Origin of the sequence: Streptomyces sp. NPDC017979, from assembly GCF_044328175.1 — a bacterium.
In the GTDB taxonomy this organism is placed as follows: domain Bacteria; phylum Actinomycetota; class Actinomycetes; order Streptomycetales; family Streptomycetaceae; genus Streptomyces.
In genome coordinates, this window is sequence record NZ_JBIRGU010000010.1 from 184,972 (window position 1) to 201,886 (window position 16,915).

The 16,915-nt window shown below is 71.4% G+C and carries 17 protein-coding genes; 13 read left to right on the plus strand and 4 right to left on the minus strand.

The annotated features are described in order from the left end of the window. Window positions 1-319: 319 nt before the first annotated feature. Together ACH4E8_RS24655 and ACH4E8_RS24660 are read right to left on the minus strand one after the other, a co-directional pair. Window positions 320-1,096 (minus strand): ABC transporter permease, encoded by a 777-nt coding sequence (locus ACH4E8_RS24655; protein WP_398451598.1) that lies wholly within the window; start codon window positions 1,094-1,096, stop codon window positions 320-322. Beyond that, complete coding sequence (locus ACH4E8_RS24660; protein WP_398451601.1) at window positions 1,096-2,019, minus strand: ABC transporter ATP-binding protein; 924 nt, start codon at window positions 2,017-2,019, stop codon at window positions 1,096-1,098. The genes ACH4E8_RS24655 and ACH4E8_RS24660 overlap by 1 nt, the downstream gene beginning before the upstream one ends. Window positions 2,020-2,209: 190 nt before the next feature. Between ACH4E8_RS24660 and ACH4E8_RS24665 the strand changes: the two genes are divergently transcribed. From ACH4E8_RS24665 to dapD, 11 genes are all read left to right on the plus strand, one after another. Then, on the plus strand, window positions 2,210-3,025 hold the full coding sequence (locus ACH4E8_RS24665; protein WP_398451603.1) for a helix-turn-helix transcriptional regulator: 816 nt from the start codon (window positions 2,210-2,212) through the stop codon (window positions 3,023-3,025). Next, complete coding sequence (sufB, locus tag ACH4E8_RS24670) at window positions 3,022-4,443, plus strand: Fe-S cluster assembly protein SufB (RefSeq protein WP_398451606.1); 1,422 nt, start codon at window positions 3,022-3,024, stop codon at window positions 4,441-4,443. Before ACH4E8_RS24665 ends, sufB begins: the two co-directional genes overlap by 4 nt. Before the next feature lie 91 nt (window positions 4,444-4,534). Next, window positions 4,535-5,716, plus strand: coding sequence for a Fe-S cluster assembly protein SufD (gene sufD / locus ACH4E8_RS24675; RefSeq protein WP_398451608.1), 1,182 nt, complete (start codon window positions 4,535-4,537; stop codon window positions 5,714-5,716). Then, complete coding sequence (locus ACH4E8_RS24680) at window positions 5,713-6,030, plus strand: bifunctional 3-phenylpropionate/cinnamic acid dioxygenase ferredoxin subunit (RefSeq protein WP_398451610.1); 318 nt, start codon at window positions 5,713-5,715, stop codon at window positions 6,028-6,030. Before sufD ends, ACH4E8_RS24680 begins: the two co-directional genes overlap by 4 nt. Before the next feature lie 7 nt (window positions 6,031-6,037). Further along, complete coding sequence (sufC, locus tag ACH4E8_RS24685) at window positions 6,038-6,802, plus strand: Fe-S cluster assembly ATPase SufC (RefSeq protein WP_398451612.1); 765 nt, start codon at window positions 6,038-6,040, stop codon at window positions 6,800-6,802. Between the two features lie 55 nt (window positions 6,803-6,857). Further along, window positions 6,858-8,117 (plus strand): cysteine desulfurase, encoded by a 1,260-nt coding sequence (locus ACH4E8_RS24690; protein WP_398451615.1) that lies wholly within the window; start codon window positions 6,858-6,860, stop codon window positions 8,115-8,117. Between the two features lie 12 nt (window positions 8,118-8,129). Then, entirely contained in the window at window positions 8,130-8,597 is a 468-nt protein-coding gene (gene sufU / locus ACH4E8_RS24695; protein ID WP_398451617.1) for a Fe-S cluster assembly sulfur transfer protein SufU, read from the plus strand. Between the two features lie 20 nt (window positions 8,598-8,617). Continuing rightward, window positions 8,618-8,956, plus strand: coding sequence for a metal-sulfur cluster assembly factor (locus ACH4E8_RS24700; RefSeq protein ID WP_361537757.1), 339 nt, complete (start codon window positions 8,618-8,620; stop codon window positions 8,954-8,956). A gap of 134 nt (window positions 8,957-9,090) precedes the next feature. Further along, window positions 9,091-9,411 (plus strand): multidrug efflux SMR transporter, encoded by a 321-nt coding sequence (locus ACH4E8_RS24705; RefSeq protein WP_361960350.1) that lies wholly within the window; start codon window positions 9,091-9,093, stop codon window positions 9,409-9,411. Next, window positions 9,411-10,016: a TetR/AcrR family transcriptional regulator gene (locus ACH4E8_RS24710; protein ID WP_398451620.1), complete on the plus strand. Its 606-nt coding sequence runs from the start codon at window positions 9,411-9,413 to the stop codon at window positions 10,014-10,016. The genes ACH4E8_RS24705 and ACH4E8_RS24710 overlap by 1 nt, the downstream gene beginning before the upstream one ends. A 9-nt stretch (window positions 10,017-10,025) precedes the next feature. Further along, entirely contained in the window at window positions 10,026-11,015 is a 990-nt protein-coding gene (dapD, locus tag ACH4E8_RS24715; RefSeq protein WP_398451623.1) for a 2,3,4,5-tetrahydropyridine-2,6-dicarboxylate N-succinyltransferase, read from the plus strand. A gap of 78 nt (window positions 11,016-11,093) precedes the next feature. Here dapD and dapA read toward each other — a convergent pair whose 3' ends face one another. After that, window positions 11,094-11,987, minus strand: coding sequence for a 4-hydroxy-tetrahydrodipicolinate synthase (gene dapA, locus ACH4E8_RS24720; protein WP_398451625.1), 894 nt, complete (start codon window positions 11,985-11,987; stop codon window positions 11,094-11,096). 178 nt (window positions 11,988-12,165) lie between these two features. Between dapA and ACH4E8_RS24725 the strand changes: the two genes are divergently transcribed. Next, entirely contained in the window at window positions 12,166-12,933 is a 768-nt protein-coding gene (locus ACH4E8_RS24725) for an antibiotic biosynthesis monooxygenase (RefSeq protein WP_398451627.1), read from the plus strand. A gap of 22 nt (window positions 12,934-12,955) precedes the next feature. On the opposite strand, the gene ACH4E8_RS24730 is transcribed toward ACH4E8_RS24725, so the two are convergent. Then, window positions 12,956-14,815, minus strand: coding sequence for an endonuclease/exonuclease/phosphatase family protein (locus ACH4E8_RS24730; protein WP_398451630.1), 1,860 nt, complete (start codon window positions 14,813-14,815; stop codon window positions 12,956-12,958). Between the two features lie 391 nt (window positions 14,816-15,206). Between ACH4E8_RS24730 and ACH4E8_RS24735 the strand changes: the two genes are divergently transcribed. After that, window positions 15,207-16,676: a hypothetical protein gene (locus ACH4E8_RS24735; RefSeq protein ID WP_398451632.1), complete on the plus strand. Its 1,470-nt coding sequence runs from the start codon at window positions 15,207-15,209 to the stop codon at window positions 16,674-16,676. The last annotated feature ends 239 nt before the right edge of the window (window positions 16,677-16,915 follow it).

Below are 16,915 nucleotides of genomic sequence, written 5' to 3' on the forward strand. Positions count from 1 at the left end.
CGGCGAAGGACGCGATCTCGCCGCGCCGGCGCCTGCGGCCTGGTGGTGGGCCGGTCGCGCAGTTCCGCCCCCTGTGCCCTGCGGGCGGGGCCCCAGCGCCCCTGACAGTCTCGCCGTTGCACGGAGGGTGCGTTGGTCTCTGCGGCGCGTCTGTGGCTGGTCGCGCAGTTCCCCGCGCCCCTGACGTACTCGCCGCTTCCTGCGCGGTGCGTTGGTCTCTGCGACCAGCCCACCACCGGCCGCAGACGCCAACGTCGCTCCGCCAGCACGGTGCAAGCGCACACCCCGCAACCGCGCACCGCAGGCAGCGGGGCTTGGGTCACTCCCAGCGGAAGAAGCGCGCCGCCGCGCCCAGGCCGAGCACGGACCAAGCGGTCAGGACGGCCAGCTCGCGCCAGGGGAGCGACGCACCGTCTTGGAGCACGTCGCGCAGACCGTCCGAGAGCGCGGTGATCGGCAGCAGTTGCAGCAGCGCTGCGACGCCGTCGGGGAAGCGGTCCAGCGGCACCACGACCCCGCCGCCGACCAGCAGCAGCAGGAACACCAAGTTCGCCGCGGCGAGCGTCGCCTCGGCGCGCAGCGTGCCGGCCATCAGCAGGCCCAGCCCGCTGAACGCGGCCGTGCCCAGCGCCAGCAGCGCGAGGACGCTGGCCACCCCGGCCGCGCCGCCCTGCGGCGACCAGCCGAGGCCCAGCGCGATCGCCGTCAGCAGCGCGATCTGCAACAGCTCCACGGCCAGTACGGAGAGCGTCTTGGCGCACATCAGCGCCCGGCGGGGGATCGGGGACGCACCGAGCCGCTTGAGCACCCCGTACCGGCGCTCGAAGCCGGTCGCGATGGCCTGCCCGGTGAACGCGGTGGACATCACCGCGAGCGCCAGCACGCCCGGCGCGAGGAAGTCGACGGCCTTCCCGTCACCCGTGTCGATGATGTCGACCCCGGAGAACAGCACCAGCAGGAGCGAGGGGATGACGACGGTGAGCAGCAGTTGCTCACCGTTGCGCAGCAGCATCTTCGTCTCGAACGCGGCCTGCGCGGCGATCATCCTGCCGAGCGGGGCCGCGCCCGGGCGGGGGGTGTACGTACCGGTGCTCATCAGCGCAGCTCCCTGCCCGTCAGCTCCAAGAAGACGTCCTCAAGGGTGTGCCGCTCGACCGCGATGCCGTCCGGCATGACGCCGTGCTGGGCGCACCAGGTGGTGACCGTCGCGAGCATCTGCGGGCCCACGTCGCCGGTTATCCGGTACGTGCCCGGCAGCAGCTCCGACGCCTCCGCACCGTCCGGCAGCGCCTTGAGCAGCGAGCCGACGTCGAGCCCGGGGCGGCCGGTGAAGCGCAGGGTGTTCTCCGCGCCGCCGCGGCAGAGCTGGTCGGGGCTGCCCTGGGCGATCACCCGGCCGGCGTCGATGATCGCGACGTCGTCCGCCAGTTCCTCGGCCTCGTCCATGAAGTGCGTGGTGAGCACGGTGGAGACGCCGTCGGTGCGCAGCTCGCGCACGAGCTGCCAGGTGGCGCGGCGGGCCTGCGGGTCGAGTCCGGCGGTGGGCTCGTCCAGGAAGACCAGCTCGGGGCGGCCGACGACGGCCATGGCGAGCGAGAGGCGCTGCTGCTGGCCGCCGGAGAGCCGCCGGTAGGTGGTGCGGCCGCAGTCGCCGAGGCCGAGCCGTTCGATCAGCGCGTCCACGTCCAGCGGGTTCGCGTGCAGCTTGGCCACGTGCCGCAGCATCTCGTCGGCGCGCGCGCCCGAGTAGACGCCCCCGGACTGGAGCATCACTCCGACGCGGGGGCGCAGCCGATCGGATTCGGCGACGGGGTCGAGCCCGAGGACGCGCACGGTGCCGGCGTCCGGGCGGCGGTAGCCCTCGCAGGTCTCGATGGTGGTGGTCTTGCCGGCTCCGTTGGGGCCGAGGACGGCGGTGACCTGCCCTCGGGGGACGTGGAGGTCGAGGCCGTTCACGGCCGTCTTGGATCCGTACCGCTTCACCAGGCCCTGGATCCGGACGGCGGGCTCGCTCTGCATGCCGGGAAGTCTAGGCGGGCCGTGCGGGACCCCCGTACGGCCGCCCCCTCGCGGCCGTCGGCACCACGTCCGGCCTGCGGGAACCGTCTGGAGTCGCCCTCCGAATTAGGTGACCCTAAGTGACGAACGGCACCGTGCCGGCCCCGGACGGCGGTTGTCAGCCCTCGCGGAATTACGCAACAATGGCGTTGTGAAAAACGTCGGCGAGACTCCGCGGGAGGAGCTGGCGACCGGGACGCGGTTCGAGCAGAAGTGGGACCACTCGACGCGCAACCGAGTCGCGCGCTCCATCCTGGACCACGGCCCGTCGACCGTGGCCGACCTCGCCGGTCGCCTCGGGCTCACCCAGGCCGCGGTCCGTCGCCACCTCGACACCCTCGTCTCCGAGCAGGTCGTCGAGGCCCGCGAGAAGCGGGTCTACGGCGCACGCACCCGCGGCCGGCCCGCCAAGGTCTTCGCCCTGACCGACTGCGGTCGGGACGCCTTCGACCAGTCGTACGACGCGCTCGCCGTGGACGCCCTGCGCTGGATCGAGCGGTACGCCGGAGGGGAGACGGCCGTCGCCGCCTTCGCCCGCGACCGCATCGGCGCCCAGGCCGAGCCGTACCGCAAGGCCCTCGCCGCGGCTCCGCCCGACCGGCGCACCCAAGCGCTGGCCGAGGCCCTCAGTGCCGACGGGTACGCTGCTACGGCGCGCAGCGCCCCGGGCCTCCAGCCCGGCGAGCAGCTCTGTCAGCACCACTGCCCGGTGGCGCACGTCGCCGAGCAGTTCCCGCAGCTCTGCGAGGCGGAGACCGAGATCTTCTCCGAGCTCCTCGGGACACATGTGCAGCGTCTGGCCACCATCGCCCACGGCGACGGGGTGTGCACGACGTTCATCCCGCGGGGCGGCACCAGGCCGCCCGGGGTGTCCGAGCAGTCGGAGTCGTCCGACGGCGCCGGGGCACAGCCCGCCACATCCACATCATCAGCATCCGAAAGCACAGCCGGGAGGAACCCCGAATGACTCTCCCCACGGAGACTGCCCACCCCGAACTGGAGGGTCTGGGTACGTACGAATTCGGCTGGGCCGACTCCGACGCCGCGGGCGCCACGGCCAAGCGCGGCCTTTCCGAGGACGTCGTCCGCGACATCTCCGGGAAGAAGAACGAGCCGGAGTGGATGCTGAAGCTGCGCCTCAAGGGCCTGCGGCTGTTCGACAAGAAGCCCATGCCGAACTGGGGCTCCGACCTCTCCGGCATCGACTTCGACAACATCAAGTACTTCGTCCGCTCCACCGAGGGCCAGGCCACCTCCTGGGAGGAGCTGCCCGAGGACATCAAGAACACCTACGACCGGCTGGGCATCCCCGAGGCGGAGAAGCAGCGCCTGGTCGCCGGTGTCGCAGCGCAGTACGAGTCCGAGGTCGTCTACCACCAGATCCGCGAGGACCTGGAGGCGCAGGGCGTCATCTTCGTCGACACCGACACCGCGCTGAAGGAGCACGAGGAGCTCTTCAAGGAGTACTTCGGCACGGTCATCCCGGTCGGCGACAACAAGTTCGCCTCGCTGAACACCGCGGTGTGGTCCGGCGGCTCCTTCATCTACGTGCCCAAGGGCGTGCAGGTCGACATCCCGCTCCAGGCGTACTTCCGGATCAACACCGAGAACATGGGCCAGTTCGAGCGGACGCTGATCATCGTCGACGAGGACGCCTACGTCCACTACGTCGAGGGCTGCACCGCCCCGATCTACTCCTCGGACTCGCTGCACAGCGCCGTCGTGGAGATCATCGTCAAGAAGGGCGGCCGGTGCCGCTACACGACGATCCAGAACTGGTCGAACAACGTCTACAACCTGGTCACCAAGCGCGCCGTGGCCTACGAGGGCGCGACCATGGAGTGGGTCGACGGCAACATCGGCTCCAAGGTCACGATGAAGTACCCCGCCGTGTACCTGATGGGCGAGCACGCCAAGGGTGAGACGCTCTCCATCGCCTTCGCCGGTGAGGGCCAGCACCAGGACGCCGGCGCCAAGATGGTCCACATGGCGCCCAACACCTCCTCGAACATCGTCTCCAAGTCGGTGGCGCGGGGCGGCGGCCGGACCTCCTACCGAGGTCTGATCGAGATCGGCGAGGGCGCCCCCGGCGCCAAGTCGAACGTGCTGTGCGACGCGCTGCTCGTGGACACGATCTCCCGCTCCGACACGTACCCGTACGTGGACGTCCGCGAGGACGACGTCTCCATGGGCCACGAGGCCACCGTCTCCAAGGTCTCCGAGGACCAGCTCTTCTACCTGATGAGCCGCGGCATGACCGAGTTCGAGGCGATGGCCATGATCGTCCGCGGCTTCGTCGAGCCGATCGCCAAGGAGCTGCCGATGGAGTACGCCCTGGAGCTCAACCGGCTGATCGAGCTGCAGATGGAGGGCTCGGTCGGCTGACCGCCGCCCTCCCCGGGGCGGGTGAGCCCACCCGCCCCGTGCAGCACTGACTTCTTGACCCCACAGGCAGAGAGAGAGCACGACGACAGCCATGGCTGAGGCTCAGAACATCCCGGCGGGCTCCACCACCGCCGGCGCGATCGCGGTGGCCGCCGAGTCGACCGTAGCCACTCGCATGAGTGCGCCCCCGTCGTTCGACGTGGCCGACTTCCCGGTCCCGAACGGCCGCGAGGAGGAGTGGCGCTTCACCCCGCTGGAGCGCCTGGCCGGGCTGCACGACGGCACCGCCGTCGCCAGCGGCGGCGTGAAGGTCGCCATCGACGCGCCCGAGGGCGTCACCGTGGAGACCGTCGGTCGGGACGACGCCCGGCTCGGCAGGGCGGGCACCCCGGTGGACCGCGTGGCCGCGCAGGCGTACTCCTCCTTCGAGCAGGCGTCCGTGGTCACCGTGGCCAAGGAGACGCAGCTCAGCGAGCCGATCCGGATCGCCGTGCACGGCGAGGGCGGGGTCGCCTACGCGCACCAGGTCATCGAGCTCGGCGCGTTCGCCGAGGCCGTCGTGGTCATCGACCACACCGGTGACGCGGTGCTCGCCGGCAACGTCGACTACCTGCTGGGCGACGGCGCGAAGCTGACCGTGGTCTCCGTCCAGGACTGGGACGACAAGGCCGTCCACGTCGCCCAGCACAACGCGCTGATCGGCCGGGACGCCTCCTTCAAGTCGGTCGTGGTCACCTTCGGCGGCGACCTGGTGCGGCTGCACCCCCGCGTCACCTACGCGGCGACCGGCGGCGAGGCCGAACTCTTCGGCCTCTACTTCACGGACCGCGGCCAGCACCAGGAGCACCGCCTCCTGGTGGACCACAACTCGCCGCACAACAAGTCCAACGTCGTCTACAAGGGCGCGCTCCAGGGCGACGAGGCGCACGCGGTGTGGATCGGCGACGTGCTCATCCGCGCCGCCGCCGAGGGCACCGACACCTACGAGATGAACCGGAACCTCGTCCTCACCGACGGCGCCCGGGTCGACTCCGTGCCGAACCTGGAGATCGAGACGGGCGAGATCGTCGGCGCCGGCCACGCATCGGCCACCGGCCGCTTCGACGACGAGCAGCTCTTCTACCTGATGGCCCGCGGCATCCCGGAGCAGGAGGCCCGCCGTCTGGTGGTCCGCGGCTTCTTCGCGGAGCTGGTGCAGCAGATCGGCCTCCCGGACGTCGAGGAGCGGCTGATCGCGAAGATCGAGGAAGAGTTGGAGGCGTCGGTCGCATGAGCTTCGTCCGTGCCTGCGCGCTGAGCGAGCTGGAGGAGGACACCCCCAAGCGGGTGGAACTCGACGGCACGCCGGTCTCGGTCGTGCGCACCGAGGGCGAGGTCTTCGCGATCCACGACATCTGCTCCCACGCGAACGTCTCGCTCTCCGAGGGCGAGGTGGAGGACTGTCAGATCGAGTGCTGGCTGCACGGCTCCAGCTTCGACCTCCGCACCGGCAAGCCGTCCGGACTGCCCGCGACGCGCCCTGTCCCCGTATACCCCGTCAAGATCGAAGGGGACGATGTGCTCGTCTCCCTCACCCAGGAGTCCTGAGCTACCCATGGCAACGCTTGAAATCCGCGACCTGCACGTCTCCGTCGAAGCCGACAACGGCTCCCGCGAGATCCTCAAGGGCGTCGACCTGACCGTGAAGCAGGGCGAGACCCACGCCATCATGGGCCCCAACGGCTCCGGCAAGTCCACCCTCGCCTACTCGCTCGCCGGTCACCCCAAGTACACGATCACCGGCGGCCAGGTCACCCTGGACGGCGAGGACGTCCTGGAGATGTCCGTCGACGAGCGCGCCCGCGCCGGCCTCTTCCTCGCCATGCAGTACCCGGTCGAGGTCCCCGGGGTCTCCGTCTCCAACTTCCTGCGCACCTCCGCCACCGCCATCCGCGGCGAGGCACCCAAGCTGCGCACCTGGGTGAAGGAGGTCAAGGAGACCATGGAGCGGCTCCAGATGGACCCCGCCTTCGCCGAGCGCAACGTGAACGAGGGCTTCTCCGGCGGCGAGAAGAAGCGCCACGAGATCCTCCAGCTCGAACTGCTCAAGCCGAAGATCGCGATCCTCGACGAGACCGACTCCGGCCTGGACGTCGACGCCCTGCGCGTGGTCTCCGAGGGCGTCAACCGGGTCCGCGAGAGCGGCGAGGTCGGCACCCTGCTGATCACCCACTACACCCGCATCCTGCGCTACATCAAGCCCGACCACGTCCACGTCTTCGCCGGCGGGCGGATCGCCGAGTCCGGCGGCCCCGAGCTGGCGGACAAGCTGGAGGCGGAGGGCTACGAGGCGTACGTGAAGGGCGGCGCGTCGGCGTGATGCGAAACCTTCCGCCGCGTCCAGCGGGCGGAGTACCTGAGAGAAGGGGAAGGGTGTGACACCTCAACTGCCGGGCCTCCTCGACACCGAGGCGATCCGCAAGGACTTCCCGATCCTCGACCGGGTCATCCACGACGGCAAGAAGCTCGTCTACCTCGACAGCGCGGCCAGCTCCCAGCGCCCCCGCCAGGTCATCGAGGCGATGAGCAACTACTACGAGCGCCACCACGCCAACGTGCACCGCGGCGTCCACGTGCTCGCCGAAGAGGCCACGGCCCTCTACGAGGACGCCCGCACCAAGGTCGCCGAGTTCATCAACGCGCCCAGCCGCGACGAGGTGGTCTTCACCAAGAACGCCTCGGAGTCGCTGAACCTGGTGGCGAACATGCTCGGCTGGGCCGACGAGCCCTACCGGGTCGACCGGGACACCGAGATCGTCATCACGGAGATGGAGCACCACTCCAACATCGTGCCGTGGCAGCTGCTCGCCCAGCGCACCGGCGCGAAGCTGAAGTGGTTCGGCCTCACCGACGACGGCCACCTCGACCTGAGCGCCATCGACGAGGTCATCACCGAGAAGACGAAGATCGTCTCCTTCGTGCTGGTCTCCAACATCCTGGGCACGATCAACCCGGTCGAGGCCATCGTGCGCCGCGCCCAGGAGGTCGGCGCCCTGGTGCTGATCGACGCCTCCCAGGCCGCCCCGCACGCCCCGCTGGACGTCCAGGCGCTCGGCGCCGACTTCGTCGCCTTCACCGGGCACAAGATGTGCGGCCCGACCGGCATCGGCGTGCTGTGGGGCCGCCAGGAGCTGCTGGAGGACCTGCCGCCGTTCCTCGGTGGCGGCGAGATGATCGAGACCGTCTCGATGCACTCGTCCACCTACGCACCGGCGCCGCACAAGTTCGAGGCGGGCACGCCGCCGATCGCCCAGGCCGTCGGCCTCGGTGCGGCGGTGGACTACCTCAACGCCATCGGCATGGAGAAGATCGCCGCGCACGAGCACGCGATCACCGAGTACGCGCTCAAGCGCCTGCTGGAGGTCCCGGACCTGCGGATCATCGGCCCGGTCACGGCCGAGGACCGCGGTGCCGCGATCTCCTTCACGCTCGGTGACATCCACCCCCACGACGTGGGCCAGGTGCTGGACGAAGAAGGCATCGCCGTGCGCGTCGGGCACCACTGCGCGCGTCCGGTCTGCCTGCGGTACGGAATTCCCGCGACCACGCGAGCGTCGTTCTATCTGTACTCCACGCCCGGCGAGGTGGACGCCCTGGTCGACGGGCTGGAGCACGTCCGTCAATTCTTCGGGTAGAGCGGAGCCCCAGTGAAGCTTGATTCGATGTACCAGGACGTCATCCTCGACCACTACAAGAACCCGCACGGTCGGGGTCTTCGGGACGGCGACGCCGAGGTGCACCACGTGAACCCCACGTGCGGCGACGAGATCACGCTGCGGGTGAAGTACGACGGCACCCGCGTCGTGGACGTCTCGTACGAGGGGCAGGGCTGTTCCATCAGCCAGGCCAGCGTGTCCGTGCTGAACGAACTGCTGGTCGGCAAGGAGCTGGCGGAGGCGCAGAAGATCCAGGCCACCTTCCTGGAGCTGATGCAGTCCAAGGGCCGGATCGAGCCCGACGACGCCATGGAGGAGGTGCTGGAGGACGCGGTCGCCTTCGCCGGCGTCTCCAAGTACCCGGCGCGGGTGAAGTGCGCGCTGCTCGGCTGGATGGCGTGGAAGGACGCGACCGCCCAGGCGCTGGGCGGCGGATCCGGCGTTCCCGAGAGCGCCTGAGAGGACCTAAGGACTAAGGCATGACCGAGAACGCAGCAGCCGCGCTCAAGCCGGCCAGTGAGGAAGAGATCCGGGAGGCGCTCTACGACGTCGTCGACCCCGAGCTGGGCATCGACGTCGTCAACCTCGGCCTGATCTACGGCATCCACGTCGACGACTCCAACGTCGCCACGCTGGACATGACCCTGACCTCCGCGGCGTGTCCGCTGACCGACGTGATCGAGGACCAGGCCCAGTCGGCGACGGAGGGGCTGGTCAACGAGCTGAAGATCAACTGGGTCTGGATGCCGCCGTGGGGTCCGGACAAGATCACGGACGACGGGCGGGAGCAGCTCCGCGCCCTCGGGTTCAACGTCTGAGCCCGTCCGGCTCACGGCCCGGCGCCGTCGCGCAGTACGACCGTGCCCACCGGTTCACCCCGGTGGGCACGGTCGTTTTCGCTTCCCGGCGCCGTTGTGTACGGGCGTACGCATCGTTGTGTACAGTCGTACGCATGGGATACGGACTGCTCGCCGGGGCCATCGCGGCGGAGGTGCTCGCCACCACCGCCATGAAGTACAGCGAGGGCTTCACCAAGCTCTGGCCGTCGCTGATCACCGTCGTCGGCTACGTCATCGCCTTCTCCTTGCTCGCCCAGACGCTGAAGACCCTCTCCATCGGCACCGCGTACGCGATCTGGGCCGGCGTGGGCACCGCCGCCGTCGCCGCCATCGGGATGGTGTTCATGAACGAGTCCACCGACCTCGTGAAGTTCGCCGGCATCGGCCTGGTCGTCGCCGGCGTCGTGGTGCTGAACATCGGCGGGGCCCACTGATGGCCCGCCGCTACGACCCCGAGCGGCGCCAGCGCATCATCGACGCGGCGATCCGCGTCGTCCGCCGCGAGGGCATCGGTGGGCTGAGCCACCGTTCCGTCGCCGCCGAGGCCGACGTGCCGCTCGGCTCCACGACGTACCACTTCGCCTCCCTCGACGAACTGCTCGTCGCCGCCCTGCGCCAGACCAACGCCTCGTTCTCCGACACCGTCTTCCGAAACGTCCGGCTCGACGACCCGGACCGCGACCTCGCGGCCGATCTGGCGCGGGCCCTCGGCCAGTGGCTGGCCGGCGACCGCGGCACCAACGAGTTGGAGTACGAGCTGTACCTGGCCGCGCTCCGCAAGCCGGTGCTGCGCCCGATCGCCCAGGAGTGGGTGGCGAGCGTCACCGAAGCGCTGGCCCGCCGGGTCGACCCGGCCACCGCGCACGGGGTGGTGGCCCTGATGGACGGCGTCAGCCTCCAAGTGCTGCTGACGGACCGGGAGTACGACGAGGCGTACGCCCGCACGATGCTGGGCCGGCTGCTGGCCGGGGCCGACGGCGCGGCGGGCGCCCCGGACGGCGGCGAGACGGGTTCGCCCGCGGACCCGGTCGCCGGTTAGGTTCTCCTCATGACCGATAGCACCCCTCCCCGCACCACCGGCGCCGTCGCGGCCGGGCTCGCCACCATCGCCGCCGACGGCTCCGTCCTCGACACCTGGTTCCCGGCCCCCGAGCTGACCGCGGAGCCCGGCCCGGCCGGCACCGAGCGCCTCGACGCCGACCGCGCCGTCACGCTCCTGGGCACCGGGGCCGCCAAGGCGCTCGGCGTGGACGCCCGCCGCGGCGTCGAGGTCGTCGCCGTCCGTACGGTCATCTCCTCGCTCGACGAGAAGCCCCTCGACGCCCACGACGCCTACCTGCGGCTGCACCTGCTGTCGCACCGGCTGGTCAAGCCGCACGGGCAGAGCCTCGACGGCCTCTTCGGCCTGCTGGCCAACGTCGCCTGGACCTCGCTCGGCCCCGTCGCCGTCGACGACGTCGAGAAGGTGCGGCTGAACGCCCGCGCCGAGGGCCTGCACCTCCAGGTCACCAGCATCGACAAGTTCCCGCGGATGACGGACTACGTCGCCCCCAAGGGCGTGCGGATCGCCGACGCCGACCGCGTCCGCCTCGGTGCGCACCTGGCCGAGGGCACCACCGTGATGCACGAGGGCTTCGTCAACTTCAACGCCGGCACGCTGGGCACCTCGATGGTCGAAGGCCGCATCTCGGCCGGCGTGGTCGTCGGCAACGGCTCCGACATCGGCGGCGGCGCCTCCACCATGGGCACCCTGTCCGGCGGCGGCAACGTCATCATCTCCATCGGCGAGCGCTGCCTGGTCGGCGCCGAGGCGGGCGTCGGCATCGCGCTGGGCGACGAGTGCGTGGTGGAGGCCGGTCTCTACGTCACGGCCGGCACTCGCATCACCATGCCGGACGGCGAGATCGTCAAGGCGCGCGACCTCTCCGGGGCGAGCAACATCCTCTTCCGGCGCAACTCCGTCAGCGGCGCGGTCGAAGCCCGCCCGAACAACGCGGTGTGGGGCGGCCTGAACGAGGTCCTGCACTCCCACAACTGACGGCCGTGCAGTCCGTCGCCCGGCCGGGGTCGCCGCCAGCGCCCCGGCCGGCGGCGTTCCCGCCCGCGCCCACCGCCTTCACGCCGCTGCGAGCTGCGCCGTGAGCACGCCGTGCGCGGCGCGCAGGGCCGCCGTCGCCGCCGGGTCGGCGCCCTGGAGCGGAGCCCGTACCGGACCGGCGTCCAGCAGCGCCTTCGCCGTCACCGCCCCCGGCAACTCGGCGCACATCATCAACTCGGTCAGCGGCAGCAGCGACCGGTGCAGCCGGGCGGCTCCGTCCGTGTCGCCCCGGTCGAAGGCGTCCAGGACCGCGCGCACCGCACGGGGCGCCGCGTTGGCGACGGTGCTGATGCAGCCGGCCCCGCCGATCGCGTACAGCGGCAGGTGCAGTTCGTCGCAGCCCGAGTAGTACGCGAGGTCCGAGCCCGCGATCACCTTGGCCGCGCCCAGCAGGTCGTACGAACAGTCCTTGACCGCCACGACGCGGGGGTGTTCGGCCAGGCGCAGCAGCGTCTCGGGCGCGATGCGGACCCCGGTACGGCCCGGGATGTCGTACACCACCAGCGGAACGCCGACCGCGTCGGCGACGGCCCTGAGGTGCGCCTCGACGGCCGCCTGCGGGGGCCGGCTGTAGTACGGGGCGACGACCAGCAGGCCGTCGGCGCCCGCCGATTCGGCGGACCGGGCCAGCTCGACCGTGTGCCGGGTGTCCGCGCTGCCGACGCCCGCGACGAGCGGGACCCCGTCGCCGACGGCGGCGCGCACGGCCCGCACGAGCGCGGACTTCTCGGCGTCGGAGGTGGTCGGGGACTCACCGGTGGTCCCGTTCAGGACCAGGCCGTCGCAACCGTCCGCGACCAGTCCGTGGGCCAGCCGCGCTGCGGCGTCCAGGTCCAGCGCGCCGTCGGCGGTGAACGGCGTGATCATGGCGCAGAGGAACCGGCCGAAGGGGCGGGGGCGGGAAGTGCTCATGCTCCGCAGTGTGCGGCGGCGACACGATGCAGGTCCACTTAGATCTGCTTCGGATGAACCATTAGACGTGCTGAAACGTGCTGCTGCGCCGTCGGGTTGACCTCAACCGCGCTTGACGTCCCAGGATGGCGATCGAGGGCGGGCCACGGAGGCTCCGCCCGGATAGAGGGGAGTCACCATGCCCGTGCACACGAACGCGGCCGTCACCCAGGTCGATGCCCGGCCCGACATCGCCCGTGGCGGCGTCGGTCTGGTCAAGGTGTCCACCTGGGACGTCGGCACCCCCGAGCGCCAACGGGCCGCGATCGAGGCCATCGGCGCGGCGTGGCGCAAGCGGAGTTGGCCGGACCTGGGGCTGCTGTCGTACACGGTGCACGTGGGGAACGACGGCCGCACCCTGCTGCACTACTCGCAGTGGACCGACGAGGACGCCTACCAGCAGTTCTTCTCGGCCGGGTTCCGGGACGAGCGGAACGCCGAGATCGACGCGGCGGTGCCCGGCATCCAGCGCCTGGGGCTCCACTCGTACGAGCTGTACCGCGGCGGCCGGGGGAACCCCGACGACCTGCGGATCCCCGGGTGCGTGGTGATCGTCGAGGTGGAGTTCGACGGGCCGGACCGGGACCGGCAGCGGGACTGGGTGGACGGCGTCTTCGACGCGCTGGCGAGCGACCCCGGGCTCACCGCGGCCGAAGGACCCGACGGCGACGACCGTCCGGGCGCCGCCGGGATCTCCGGCTGGTTCCACCTGGGCGCCGACGGCACCCGGGTGCTCAACTACGCCGAGTGGACGGACGCCGCCTCCCACGTCGCCGCCCTCGCCGCGCCCGGCGACGGCATCGGCTCCGCGACCGAGGCGTGGGAGCGGGTGCACTCCTACCCCGGAGTGCGCGAGTCGCGGGTGAACCGCTACACGCCCGGGCTGAGCCTGCACCCGGGCGCGTGAGCGGCGCCGTCCACCCGTCGTGTCACGGCCTGAAGCGCAGCACCTGCGGGTCGTGGTCGCTGTTCTGCGCCGTGAACTCGGCGTTGATGTGGACGCTGTCGTACTCGAAGCGCCCGATGCCGGGGCTGGTCAGGATCTGGTCCAGCACCTGGCTGTTGCCCTGGAAGACGTACGAGTAGCGGTCCTCGCGCGGCAGCGACTTCACGGCCGGGTACAGGGCGCCGCCGGCGGTCAGCGCCTTCGTCGTCGCGGAGAACTCGAAGTCGTTGATGTCGCCCACGACCAGGACGTCCGCCCGGCGGTCCACCGCCAGCAGGTCCTTGACGAAGGTGTTCACCGCCTGCGCCTGCGCCAGCCGCTTGACCTCGGACGAGCGGTTCGGCGGCTGGCGGTGCGAGGTCAGGGACTCGTCGCCGCCCTTGGAGCCGAAGTGGTTGGCGACGACGAAGACCTTCTTGCCGCGGAAGGCGAACTCGCCGGCGAGCGGCTTGCGGCTGGACTCCCAGGCGGCGTCGGCGGGCGCGACGCGGCCCGGCGAGTGGGTGAGGGCCGCGGTGCGCCCCTCGCGCACGACGCCCGTCGCCGTGGTGGCGTCGGCGCCGGGGCGGTCGGTGAAGGAGACCCGCTCGGGGTTGAAGAGGAAGACCTGACGGATGTTGCCGCCGGGCTCGCCGCCGTCCTTGTTGTTCTCCGGGTCGACGCCGCGCCACTCGTAGGCGGGGCCGCCGGCCGCCCTGATCGCGTCGACGAACTTGCGCACCGTCTGGTCGGCGGCGACGGTGCCGTCGTTCTTCGCACCCGTGTTGTCCTGGATCTCCTCCAGGGCGAGCACGTCCGGTGACGCCAGGTTCTCCACCACGGCCCGGCCGAGCGCGTCGAACTTCTCCTGCGGGTCGCCCGGGTCGAGGTTCTCGACGTTGTACGTGGCCACCGAGAGTTCGTTCTTCGTCTGCGGCCGGGTCCGCTCCCGCTCCAGACCGCGGTCCACGACGGTGCCGAGTTCGCGGGCGGCCAGGGTGTAGCCGCCGAACTGGTTGAAGTCCAGCGGCCCTTCCGTGCCGCCCTTCAGCACGTCGCCCACGTTCGCCTTCGGGAACGGCTCCTCGGCCAGCGGGACGAGGGACTGCACCTTGAGTCGGCCGGTGTTCTGCGACTCGTACGAGCCGTAGCGCGCCCCGCCGCGCGCGGTCGGGTTCTCCTGCGGCTTCACCGTCACCCACAGCTCGGAGTACGGGTCGGTGGCACCCACGATCCGGGAGGTGCCGATGCGGACGTTGGTGCCCTCCAGGGACTCGTAGTAGTCCAGGGCGTAGCGGCGCGGGTCCAGGCGCAGACCGTTGATGCTGCCGCCGACCGCCGGGTCGCCGGCGGGGGCGTACGCGCCGGGGACGGTCCACGCGGCGACGGTGACCGGCTCGGGCACGGCGTTGCCGCTGGAGACCACGGTCACCGAGGGGCGGGTGAGTTGGGTCAGGGACTGGTTCCCGGACGACGCGCCGCCCGGGACGAACTCGGCCACCGTGCCGGAGACCAGCACGGAGTCCCCGACCTTCACGGTGGGCGTGGAGCCCGAGCCGGTGAAGACGAAGACGCCTTCGCTGGTGGCGGGGTTGCCGTCGCCGCCCGGATCCTGGAACCAGAAGCCGCGCGACGAGCCGTAGGTCCGTACCCCGGTGACGATGCCGGGGACGTCGGCGACCGGCTTGCCGGCCAGCGGGGAGACGCGGGTGGTGCCCTGGACGTCGTGGATCCGGACCCCCGGGTCCGCAGCGGCGGGGGCGGATCCGGCCAGCAGACCGGCGGCGAGGGCGGCGGCCGTCAGGACGGCGACGGCGGCCGGTCTCGGTATGGCGGAGGACGCGGAGGAGGACGAGGAGGACATCGAAGCTCCGGGAGTCGAGTGAGGGACGGTTGAGGGCGGCGAGCGGGGCGGCGCGGTCGAGGAGCGCGGTACCACGGCGCACACCTGCCCGCACGGCTCTACGCGCGTCAATCTCCGGTCTGGGCAGGGCACTTGTCAAGGGCGTCCGGATGTACGGCGGGCGTCGCGTCGATGACGCCGGCGTACGGGCGGCGCACGCCCCGCCGCCGCTGGTCAGGAGTGCCGCCGGGGACGTCCGCCGGGGGCGCTCCGGCCGCAGGGGCGATGCTTCGCCGTCTTCGCGGCCGGGAACCGTCCAGGCGCCGCGGAAAGCAGGGGAAAGCGTCTACGCTGGGGAACCCTGCCCCGGGGCCACGCCCGGATCCGAACCCGCCCCGAGGAGAACCAGCCGATGCCCCAGGACCGTCCCTCCATGCCGCCCGTACGGCTGCACTCCGACGCGGAGCTGGCGCGGGACGCGCTCGCCACGACCCTGCTCTCCCGGGCCGTGCGCCTCGCCCGCTGGGCCGGGGCCGAGACCCGGGTCGGCGCCGGCGGCGAACTGGTCGAGGAGCAGCTGTCCGCCGCGGCCGGACAGATCGGCCTGGAGCAGGACGACGAGGGGCGGGCGTACGCGAGCGAGGCGTGGCGGGCGGCCGTGGACGCCGGGCTGGTGGCCGTGCACGACCCCGCTGACGACGCCCCGGACGACGCGTACGGCACGGTGACCCCGGGCGAGAACCTCCCCCTGCTCACCTCCGGCGGACCGCAGGACATCCTCGCCATCTGGCTGGAGGTCCTGGAAGCCGCCCACTCCGACGCCATCGCGCCCCTGCTGGACGACATCAGCGACGTGATCGGCGAGGACGGCGAGATCGACTACGCCGCACTCGACTGGGACCCGGAGGGGGAGGCGGAGTTCCTCGACGGCGTCCTCGGCAATCTGTACCTGCTCACCGTCACCGACGGCGGCGCCGGCAACGACCCCGTGCCCCTGCCCGCCCTCGCCGCCTCGATGATCGTCCCGGACGACATGGGGGAGCCCACGGACGACGTCCTCGAACAGGTCTCCACCGCCATGGTCCGGCTCGACGACCAGTTCCGGCTGCTGGAGTCCGTCGGGCTGGTCGACTTCCGACCCGTCGACGAAGACCTGATGGCGGAGGTCGGCGCGGACGCCGCCGCGCCGGGCGAGCCCGTGGACGAGGAGGACGTCTCCCGCTACGGCCTGGTGCGGCTGACGCCGCTCGGGCTGTACGGGGTGCGGGCCCGGATGCTGGAGGCCGGGTTGGACGTTCCCGCCGTGGGCGACCTGGCCGCCAAGGGCGCCGACGTCCTGCTCGACGGGCTGGCGCACTACCCCGAGTCGGCCGCCCGCGCCGAGACCGAGCTGTGGCTCGACCGGCACGAGCCCGCCGCCGCGGCGCGCGAGCTGCTCGCGGCGGCGCGCGGCGCGGACGAGGGCGCCCCGCTGCGCCGGCTGCGCTGTCAGTTGGCACTGACCCTCATCGGCCCGGAGGGCGAGCCGGAGGTGCGCGCCGTCCTCGACGACGCCGAGCTGGGCGGGCTCGCCCGGGTCTGGCTCGCCGAGCGCAGGGCGGCCGACGTGCCGCCGCCGTCCGAAGCGATGATCTTCTGGCTCTCCGTCGACACGATCGCCGCCCAACTCGACGCCGGCGGCGAACTGGCCGAGCTCCAGGGCCTCGTACAGGACCTGGTCGGACAGCACAGCGGCTTCTTCGACGCGGTCTGGCGGGTGGACCACCCCGCGACGGCGGAGGTGCTGGAGGCGATCGGCCGGCTCCACCCGGACCGCCGCATCGCGAAGGAGGCCCGTCGGGCGGCGTTCCGCGCCAAGTCCCGTACGCCCCGGGGCGCCTGACGCCCCTCGGGCCGCACGGGGCGGTTGCGGGAAAATACGTGGTGGCTCCCGTCGCCGGCGTCCTAAAGTGATGTTCGTGCCCAGGTGCGCAGGCAGGACTTACTTCCACTGCAAATGGGGCGGTTGCGGGTTCGAGTCCCGTCATCGGCTTTCGAGCCGATGTAGCTCAATTGGTAGAGCACCTAATGTCAGTCCAGCCGCTTTGATCTCTGGGCACGCCTTTTCTTCGCTTTGACGCA